Here is a 9,381-nt window from a genome sequence, read left to right on the forward strand (position 1 = left end):
GGCCGGGGGCGGCCCGGCGTCGGCCCCGGTCCGGGCGGGCCACCGGATCGGCGTGCTGGCGCTGGGCATCGCGGTCGCGGTGCCCGCGGTGCTGCCGTCCCTGGACGGCGGGCTGCTGAACCGGCAGGGCAGCGGCGGCGGTCCGGGCAGCGGCGGCGGCACCATCTCGGCGGTGAACCCGCTGGTGTCGCTCCAGGACAGCCTGAACCAGCCGGAGAACAGGGAGGTGCTGCGGTACCGCACCTCCTCGCAGACCACCCAGGACATGTATCTGCGGATCGTGGCGCTCGACAAGTTCGACGGCGCCTCGTGGAAGTCGTCCGAGCGGCACGTCACCGACGTACCGAGCCGACTGCCGGCGCCGACCGGTCTCGGCCCCGCGGTCCGGACCACCTCCGTGGACACCACCATCTCGGCCGCCGAGTGGTACGCGCAGAACTGGCTGCCGCTCCCCTACCCGGCCGACAAGGTGCAGATCGACGGGCGCTGGCGGTACGAACCCGAGGGCCGCACGCTGGTCGGCGACCGCGGCCAGACCACCCGCGGCGCCCGCTACCGGGTCACCAGCCTGATGGTGGAGCCGACCGCCGACCAGCTGGCCTCCGCCCCGCCGCCGAACCCGCGGCTGCTGCGCGAGTACACCGAGGTGCCGGACTCGCTGCCGCCCGTGGTCTCCCAGACCGCGCGCGAGGTGACCTCGGGCGCGTCCAACGCGTACCAGAAGGCGGTCAAGCTCCAGGACTGGTTCGCGGTGAACGGCGGCTTCCGGTACGACACCGAGGTGCAGTCCGGCAGCGGTTCGACCGCCATCGCCAAGTTCCTCAAGCAGAAGGCGGGCTTCTGCGTCCACTTCTCCTTCTCCATGGCGGCGATGGCCCGGACGCTGGGCATACCGGCGCGGGTGGCCGTCGGGTTCACCCCCGGCACCTCGCAGGCGGACGGTTCGGTGTCGGTCGGGCTGAAGGACGCCCACGCCTGGCCCGAGCTGTACTTCGAGGGCGTCGGCTGGACCCGCTTCGAGCCCACCCCGAGCCGCGGCACCCAGCCCGACTACACGATGGAGCAGACGCCGTCGGGCGAGGTCCCCGACGAGCCGTCGGCCCAGCCGAGCACCAGCTCCGAGCCGACGGCCGCGCCGTCCGCCTCGGACAGCTGCGCACCGGAGCTGCGGAAGGAGGGCGGCTGCGACGCGGCAGCGGTCCCGCAGCCCGGGGACGGCTCCTCGGGCGGCGGGTTGTCGGTGTCCACGGTCACCAGCTGGAGTTCGCTGGCGCTGCTGTTGTTCGTGGTGCCGCTGCTGCCCATGCTGTGGCGGCGGCGGGTCCGGGCCCGCAGACTGGACGGCTCCGGCGGGCGCACCGAACAGGACGCCGCCGACCGGATCCTGGCGGCCTGGCACGAACTGGTCGACACCGCCTGGGACTTCGGCGTCCTGCCGGACGACTCCCAGACCTCGCGCAAGGCCGTGGCCCGGATCGTGCGGCTCACCGAGCTGGACGACGAGGCGAGACGGGCGGGCGAGCGGGTGGCCGCGGCGGTCGAGCAGGTGCTGTACGCGCCGCACCCGCGCCCGGTCGCGGGCGTCGCCGACGACGTGCGGGCGGTCCTGGCCGGTCTCCAGGCCGGATCCGGACGCCGGGAGCGTCTGCGCGCCCTGCTGGCCCCGCGCTCGGCGATCCAGGTGGTATGGGCAGCCGCCCGCCGCTGGTCCGCCCTGGTCGACCGCTGGGGAGCCCCCCGATGGGCCCGCTGGGCGACCCAGCTCCGAGGCCCCCGCGGAGAGCGGGGCTGAGACGGGCCCCGGCCCTTCGGCGGGGCGGCAGGACCGCCCCGGCGAAGGGCCAGGCGCGCCCCGTGGGCGAACGGCTGGGGCCACCGGTGAAAGGCCGAGTTGCGGCCCACGGGCGAAGGGCCAGGCGCCCCACCGATGCAAGGCCAGGGTGCGGCCCACCGGTGAATGGCCCGGTGCGACCGCCCGGCGAAGAGCGGGCGCGCCCCGTGGGGGAAGGGCCAGGGACGGCCCGGCTGACAGCTCGCTCAGGGCGCGTAGCTCAGCGGTAGAGCGCCGCCCTTACAAGGCAGATGTCGGCGGTTCGAGCCCCGGTGGAAGGCCAGGCGCGACCGTCGATGAAAGGCCGGAGACGGCCCGCCATGAAAGGCCGGGCGCGATGCACCGGGGGCGGCCCATGCGGGGCGGTCGGCATGGGGACATGCGGGGCGACCGCCCCTCAGCCATGCGTTCTCAACCGGTGGACCCGCTCCGGCCAGGGGTCCCGGTGGTCAGTGGCCCTGCTCGTCGCGGCGGCGCTGCCACCGCTCCTCGATCCGGTCCATCATGGAACGGCGCTGGCGGCCCTGACGGCGGGGCGGCCCGGCCCCACCCGCCCGCTGCGCCTCACCCGGCTTGGGCGCCTTGCGCCAGCCCGTCACGGCGAGCACCGCACACCCCAGCATGATGAGGAAGCCCACCACGCTGATCCAGATCTGCGGAACGATCACTCCGACCATCAGGAGCGCGATGCCGACCAGAAAACCCGCGACCGCCTGGTAGACCCGTCGCCGGGTGTACGTGCGCAGGCCGCTTCCCTCAAGCGTTGTCGCGAACTTGGGATCTTCGGCGTACAACGCTCGCTCCATTTGCTCGAGCATGCGCTGCTCGTGCTCCGAGAGCGGCACGGAGTCCTCCTACTCGTCGGTCGCGGGGGGCGACCGGGGTGCGACCCTTTCAGGATAGGCAGGGAATCGCCCCCGTGAAACCCGCCCCTCAGCGCCAATTCGCCCACCGTTACGTGTGTGACGAAAGTTGACGCTGAGACGTCCATTCCCCTCCCGCCGATTCGCCATGCCGGACGGTGTACCCCGATCATACGGGGCCGGACGGCCGAGCGGGTGCCCTGTGGCCTACTCCACCTGCGCCATCCGTCACGGGACGGGGCGGGATCGGCGGGCGGTCAGTCCCGCTCGGCGAGGACGTGCAGCTGGGTGGCGACGGAGTGGAAGGCGGGCAGCTCGGCTGCGGCCTCCTCCAGCCGCAGGAGCGCGTCGAGGGCGCCGGGCTCGGTGTCGACCAGGACTCCGGGCACCAGGTCGGCGAAGACCCGTACGCCGTGCACCGCGGCGATCTCCAGCCCGGCCTCGGTCACCAGCTCGGACAGCTGGTCGGCGGTGAAGCGGCGCGGCATGGGGTCGCCCTCGCCCCAGCGGCCGTCCGGCCCGGTAAGCGCTTGCCGGGCCTCGGTGAAGTGTCCGGCCAGGGCGCGGGCGAGCACGGCGCCGCCGAGCCCCGCGGCGAGCACACTGAGGGTGCCCGCCGGGCGCAGCGCGTCCGCCGCGTTCCGCAGGCCCTCGGCGGGGTCGTCGACGTACTCCAGCACGCCGTGGCACAGGACCACGTCGTAGCCACCGCGCTCGACCACGTCGAACAGGCCGTGGGCATCGCCCNGCACGCCGTGGCACAGGACCACGTCGTAGCCACCGCGCTCGACCACGTCGAACAGGCCGTGGGCATCGCCCTGGACGCCGCGCACCCGGTCGGCGACCCCGGCCTCGGCGGCCCGCCGCTCCAGCGCGAACAGCGCGTTGGGGCTGGGGTCGACGACCGTGACGCGGTGGCCGAGCTGGGCGACCGGCACGGCGAAGTTGCCGCTGCCACCCCCGGTGTCGAGCACGTCGAGCGTCCCGTGCGCGGCCCCGCTCCCGGCCCCCGCGGCTGCCGCCGCTTCCCCGCCCGCGGCCTTGGCCCGCCGTTCCAGGGCGTCTTTCAGGACCTCCCACACCACGGCGGTACGGAGGGACGCACGGGGGCGCTGCGGGTCTGACACGGCGGGTGGCTCCTCGGCGCGGTGCCGTCACCGCCCGGGGCGGCGACGACGGGTTACTGACGTCGCTCCCAGCCTATTGCCTCCGGACCCCGGGCCGGTCCCGCGGTGGTTCCAGCGGTGGTCAGGGGTGGCCAGCGGTGGTCAGCGGCCCGGCTCGCCGTCCGTCGGCGGGGTCTGCCGGGGCAGCGCGGGCTGGAGCACCAGCATCCGCTCGACCAACCGCAGGAACATCGCGGCGGCGCGCAGCAGATCGTCCGCGTCACGGCAGCTGGCCGCGCCCTGTATCCCGGCCTCGGCGCGGGCCCGGCGCTCGGCGCCGGAGGCGAACAGGGCGCTCCACTCGGTCAGTTCGGGGGCGACCTCCGGGAGCACCTCCCAGGTGCTGCGGATCCGGGCGCGCCGCCGGGCCGTGGTCTCGGGGCGGCCCCGCACGGCGAGCACGGCGGCGGCCGTGCGCAGGGCCGCCAGATGTGCGGTGGCAAATCGCTCGTTCGCGGTCTCCAGCACGGCGGCCTCCTCCAGCCCCTGGTGGGCCTGGGTGAGCAGGTCCAGCGCGGCGGGTGGGGCCGCGGAGCGGCGCAGCACGGGGTGGACGTCGCTCGCGGGGCCAGTCGACGAAGGGGCGGGGGTAGGGGCAGGGGCAGGGGCGGCGGCACGGTGCCGGCGCTCTGCGGCGGTACTGGCCATGACGAACCTCCTGTCGTCGCGTGGCGGCCGGGTCGTGTGACGGAGCGACCGCCGTATGTGGCCATCGTGGGGCACACCACTGACAATCGGCTCTGACCTGCTCCTTTCTCCTCCGGGTCGCCTCCGGGGGACCTCTCGGTCCGCCCCGGTGCGGATGCCCGATCCGTGATCCCCCATACTGAATTGAACTGACCGGTCAGTTCAAAAAGTTGAGGATTCACACAGCCGACGCACACAGGGAGTGGTTCTCGTGACGGGCACCCCGGACCGGGGCGCCGGAGCGGCGGTGACGGCCGGCGGACTCGGCGTCAAGGGCTCACACGGCTGGGCGTATCGCGATGTCGGCGTCACCGCGGACCCCGGCGCGCTGATCGCCGTCGAGGGGCCTTCGGGCTCCGGGCGCACCTGTCTGCTGCTCACGCTCACCGGACGGATGCGCCCCACCGCAGGGGAGGCCGCCGTCGGCGGGTTCCGGGTTCCCCAGGAGATGCGCCGGATACGCCGGATCAGCGCGCTCGCCCACGTACCCGGCGTCAGCGAGCTCGACCCGGCGCTGACGGTCGCCGAGCATCTGCGCGAGCGGGCCCTGCTCCAGCGCCGGTTCGGGGACTCGCCGCGCGGGCTGCTGCGGCCGCGCCGGGAGCGCGCCGCCGCCTCACGGGCCGCGATCGAGGCGGCCCTCACGGCGGCCGGGCTCGACCTGGAGGCGCTGCCCAAGGGTCCGCGTACGGCCGTACGGGACCTGGAGCGGCTGGAGGCGCTGCGGCTGTCGGTGGCGCTCGCGCTGATCTCCCGGCCACGGCTGCTGGCCGTGGACGACACCGACCTGAAGCTCTCGGACGCGGAGCGCCAGGGGGCCTGGGCGCTGCTGCGCGGGATCGCGGAGGGCGGCACCACGGTCCTCGCGGTGTGCAGCCAGGCCCCGGAGGGCTCCGTGGTGGTCTCGACCGTCACGGACACCGACGAAGACACCGACACCGACACCGACGAAGCCACGGACACGGACGACGACACGGACACCGACGAGGAGGGGGCGGCGGATGCGCTCGCCGAAACTGGCCGCGCTTGAGCTGAAGCGGTTCGGCAGGGGGAAGCTGCCCCGGGCGGCACTCGCCGCCCTGCTCCTGCTGCCCCTGCTGTACGGCGCGCTCTATCTGTGGTCCTTCTGGGATCCGTACGGCAAGCTCGACAAGATCCCCGTGGCGCTCGTCAACTCCGACCGCGGCGCCACCGTGAAGGGCGAGCACCTCACCGCGGGCGACGACCTCACCGACCGGCTGCTCGGCAGCGGCAAGAGCTTCGACTGGCACCGCACCAGCGCCGCCGAGGCGCGTGACGGAGTCGAGAACGGCAGGTACTACCTGTCGCTGACCGTGCCCGAGGACTTCAGCAAGCGGATCGCCTCCAGCTCCGGCGCGAGCCCGGAGACCGGTGCCCTCAAGGTGCGCACCAACGACGCCAACAACTACATCGTCGGCCAGATCTCCCGCAGCGTCTTCTCCGAGGTGCGCGCAGCGGCCTCCACCAAGGCGTCCCGGGGCTTCTACGACAACATCTTCGTCTCCTTCTCGGACATCCACGGCCGCACCGAGAAGGCCGCCAAGGGCGCCGACGAGCTGGGCCGGGGCATCGGCAAGGCCAAGACGGCCGCGGGGGACCTCGCCAAGGGACTGGGCACGGCGAAGGAGGGCAGCCACGGCCTGAAGTCCGGGCTGGGCAAGCTCAACAAGGGCGCCGGGACGCTGGACACGGGCGCCGGCGGGGTCGCCGACGGCACCCAGGCGCTGTCCGACACGGTGAACGGCGTAGCGGACAAGGCCGGTCCGTTCCTCAAGAAGCACGGCAAGGAGATCGGCGACGTCTCCCGGCTGGTCGCGGACGCCTCCCAGCGGGCGTCCGACGACCTGGACGACCTCCCCGACACGGCCTCCAGCGCCGCCGCCGACGCCCGCTCGGCGTCCGACGACCTCGCCGCCGACTACCGGACCCGCTGCGAGGGTCCGGTGGCCACCGCCCCCGACTGCCCGGCGCTGAAGAAGGCCGTACGGGCGGCCGACCGTGCCGCCGATGTGGCCGAGGACGTCAACAAGCTCGTCAAGGACAACACCGGGCAACTCGACACCCTCGCGGACGACTTGAACGATCTGCACGACAAGGCGCTCCTGCTCGCCGAAAAGGCCCCGCACCTGGGCACCGACCTCGACGCCGCGGTCAAGAAGGTCAACGCCCTCAACTCCGGGGCGCACAAGGTCGCCAAGGGCGCGGGCAAGCTGCACACCGGGCTGACCACCGCCCACGGCGCGGCGTCCACCCTCGACAAGGGCGTCGGGAAGCTGCGCACCGGGTCGACCTCCCTGAAGGGCGGCCTGGTCAAGCTGGCCGACGGCTCCGGCACGCTCTCCGGCGGGCTGCACGACGGCGCCGCGAAGATCCCCGACTACGACAAGCACGACCGGGACGCCCGTACGGGGGTGATGGCGGACCCCGTCCAGCTCGTCAACCAGGCGCTGCACAAGGCACCCAACTACGGCACCGGTTTCGCCCCGTACTTCATCCCGCTGTCCCTGTGGGTCGGCGCGATGGTGGCCTACATGCTGATCCCGCCGCTCAACGCCCGGGCGGTCGCCGCCGGGGCCTCCTCCTGGCGCGTCGCGCTCGCCGGATGGCTGCCGGTCGCCGCGATCGGCGCGCTCCAGACGGGGGCGCTGATGGCCGTGCTGCACTGGGCGGTGGGGCTCCAGATGGTGCGGGCCGCGGGCACGGTCGGCTTCCTGGTGCTGGTGGCCGCCTGTTTCGCGGCGATCGTGCAGTGGCTGAACGCCCGCTTCGGACCGGCCGGGCGGATCCTCGTCCTGGCGCTGCTGATGCTCCAGCTGACCTCGGCGGGCGGCACCTATCCGGTGCAGACCAGCCCACGGTTCTTCAACGCCATCCATCCCTTCCTGCCGATGAGCTACGTGGTGGACGGGCTGCGGCGGCTCATCACGGGCGGCGGGCTCGGTCCCGTGTGGGTCGCGTGCGGGGTGCTGCTCGGCTTCGGCGCGGCCGCGCTCGCGCTCACCGCGTGGTCGGCGCGGCGCAGGCAGGTGTGGTCGGTCGACCGGCTGCACCCGCAGCTGTCGCTGTGAGCGGCGGAGCGATGAGCGCCGGACCGGTGAGCACCGGACCGGTTGCCACCGGACCGGTGAGCACCGGACCGGTCGGCGCCATGCCTGGGGGCGCCCTGTGAGCGGGACCACTCCGGCAGCGGGCAGAATCGGCGCCATGGACAGCAGCAGCACGCGCCGCCAGGGCACCCGGCAGAAACTCTTCGAAGCAGCGGTCACCCTCATCGCCGAACAGGGCTTCTCCTCCACCACCGTGGACGAGATCGCCGAGCGGGCGGGGGTGGCCAAGGGCACGGTGTACTACAACTTCGCGTCGAAGACCGTGCTCTTCGAGGAGTTGCTGCGGCACGGCGTCGAGCTGCTGACCGCCTCGCTCCAGAACGCCGCCGACGAGAACGCCGAGCGCGGCGGCAGCCACGTGGACGCGCTGGACGCCATGGTCCGGGCCGGGCTGGACTTCATCTCCCGCTATCCGGCGCTGACCCAGCTGTACGTGGCCGAGCTGTGGCGCACCAACCGGGCCTGGCAGTCGACGCTGATGATGGTCAGGCAGCAGGCCATAGCGGTCATCGAGGCCGAGCTGCGGGCCGGGGTGGCGGCGCGGGAGCTGAGCGACGACATCGACATCCCGCTGACCGCCTCGGCGCTGTTCGGGATGGTGCTGGTGGCCGCGCTCGACTGGCAGTCCTACCAGCCGGAGCGGTCGCTGGAGGACGTCCACGCCGCCCTGTCCCGGCTGTTGCAGGGGCGGGTGGGCGGAGCCCTGGTCAAGGAGGCTCCGGCTTCGGGCTGACGACGTCCTGCGGCAGTTGCCGCAGGACGGTCGCCCGCACGAAACAGAAGGCGCTGTTCCGGAACGGTTCGACCCCCATCGACCCGTCTCGGAACAGCGCCTCCCCCCGTACTTCCCCCGTTTCCCCCGTACTTCCCCCGTTTTCCCCCGTGAGAGCCCCCGGGGCGTATTCCCCGGCGGCTCCCCCGTCCGGAAGGCCGCCGTGCCGTTCCGCCGCCCCGTGTCGGCGGTCCGGTCCGCGTCCTTCCGTGTGTTCCACTCTCCCGTCTGCGGGGGTGGCCGCCCATCCGCGCGCCTACTCATCTCGCCGACTAGGTACGGGTACTCAGTCCCCCGCGCGCGGACCCAGCGTGCTCCTGGGGACGAGCGCGGGGCTGTCGGTGGGGCCGGATAAAGTCACTGGCATGGCACGGATTGCGGTGATCGGCGCTGGGATGGGCGCCATGGCGGCCGCCGCCCGGCTGGCCGTCGCGGGCCACCGGGTGGTGGTGTACGAGCGCGGGCGGACCCATGGCGGCGGGGTCGGGCTGTTCGAGCGGGACGGCTTCCGCTTCGACACGGGCCCGGGGCTGCTGCGGCTGCCCGCCGTCTACCGGGACCTGTTCGTGAAGACCGGCAAGGAGACCCTGGAGCAGACCGTCCGGCTCACCCAGGTCGACCCGGCGGTGCGGCACCTCTTCGCCGACGGCACGGACGTGGCGCTGCCCAACGCCTCGCGCGCCGGGGTGCTCCAGGCGCTGGACGGCGCCTTCGGCGCGGGCGCGGGCGAGCGCTGGAGCGATCTGGTCAACCGGGCGCGGGAGGCGTGGGACGCCACCCGCAGGCCCCTGCTGGAGGAGCCGCTGCGGGCCGACTGGCGGGCGCTGGGCAGCGATCCGTATCCGGCCGCCGCCCCCGCGCGGCGCGGCTGGTTCGGCGGGCTCTTCGCGCGCGGCGGCGGCCGTCCGCGGGTGCCCAGCCTGGCCGAGGTGGC

8 protein-coding genes are annotated in these 9,381 nt (G+C 73.7%); 5 read left to right on the plus strand and 3 right to left on the minus strand.

What is annotated here, in order from left to right; genetic code table 11:
* The coding region (locus EEJ42_RS00885; RefSeq protein WP_123098125.1) for a transglutaminase TgpA family protein at positions 1-1,792 on the plus strand (1,792 nt) is incomplete at its 5' end.
* A gap of 488 nt (positions 1,793-2,280) precedes the next feature.
* Here EEJ42_RS00885 and EEJ42_RS00890 read toward each other — a convergent pair.
* The 3 genes from EEJ42_RS00890 to EEJ42_RS00900 all read right to left on the minus strand — a co-directional run bounded on the left by EEJ42_RS00890 (position 2,281) and on the right by EEJ42_RS00900 (position 4,508).
* Positions 2,281-2,676, minus strand: a complete 396-nt coding sequence (locus tag EEJ42_RS00890; protein ID WP_009718649.1) for a DUF3040 domain-containing protein — start codon at positions 2,674-2,676, stop codon at positions 2,281-2,283.
* A gap of 275 nt (positions 2,677-2,951) precedes the next feature.
* The gene (locus tag EEJ42_RS00895) at positions 2,952-3,821 is read right to left on the minus strand and encodes a methyltransferase (RefSeq protein ID WP_123098126.1); all 870 of its coding nucleotides are present in this window, start codon (positions 3,819-3,821) and stop codon (positions 2,952-2,954) included.
* Positions 3,822-3,962: 141 nt separating this feature from the next.
* Positions 3,963-4,508 (minus strand): SAV_6107 family HEPN domain-containing protein, encoded by a 546-nt coding sequence (locus EEJ42_RS00900; RefSeq protein WP_123098127.1) that lies wholly within the window; start codon positions 4,506-4,508, stop codon positions 3,963-3,965.
* Between the two features lie 241 nt (positions 4,509-4,749).
* Here EEJ42_RS00900 and EEJ42_RS00905 point away from each other — a divergent pair, with 241 nt between their 5' ends.
* From EEJ42_RS00905 to EEJ42_RS00920, 4 genes are all read left to right on the plus strand, one after another.
* The gene (locus EEJ42_RS00905; RefSeq protein WP_123098128.1) at positions 4,750-5,577 is read left to right on the plus strand and encodes an ATP-binding cassette domain-containing protein; all 828 of its coding nucleotides are present in this window, start codon (positions 4,750-4,752) and stop codon (positions 5,575-5,577) included.
* Positions 5,549-7,636: a YhgE/Pip family protein gene (locus tag EEJ42_RS00910; RefSeq protein WP_123098129.1), complete on the plus strand. Its 2,088-nt coding sequence runs from the start codon at positions 5,549-5,551 to the stop codon at positions 7,634-7,636. The genes EEJ42_RS00905 and EEJ42_RS00910 overlap by 29 nt, the downstream gene beginning before the upstream one ends.
* Before the next feature lie 136 nt (positions 7,637-7,772).
* On the plus strand, positions 7,773-8,408 hold the full coding sequence (locus EEJ42_RS00915) for a TetR/AcrR family transcriptional regulator (RefSeq protein ID WP_123098130.1): 636 nt from the start codon (positions 7,773-7,775) through the stop codon (positions 8,406-8,408).
* Between the two features lie 404 nt (positions 8,409-8,812).
* Positions 8,813-9,381: NAD(P)-binding protein (locus EEJ42_RS00920; RefSeq protein WP_184502872.1), on the plus strand; the 569-nt coding region annotated here is incomplete at its 3' end.

The sequence above is a fragment of the Streptomyces botrytidirepellens genome (assembly GCF_003721215.1).
Taxonomy (GTDB): Bacteria; Actinomycetota; Actinomycetes; order Streptomycetales; family Streptomycetaceae; genus Streptomyces; species Streptomyces himastatinicus.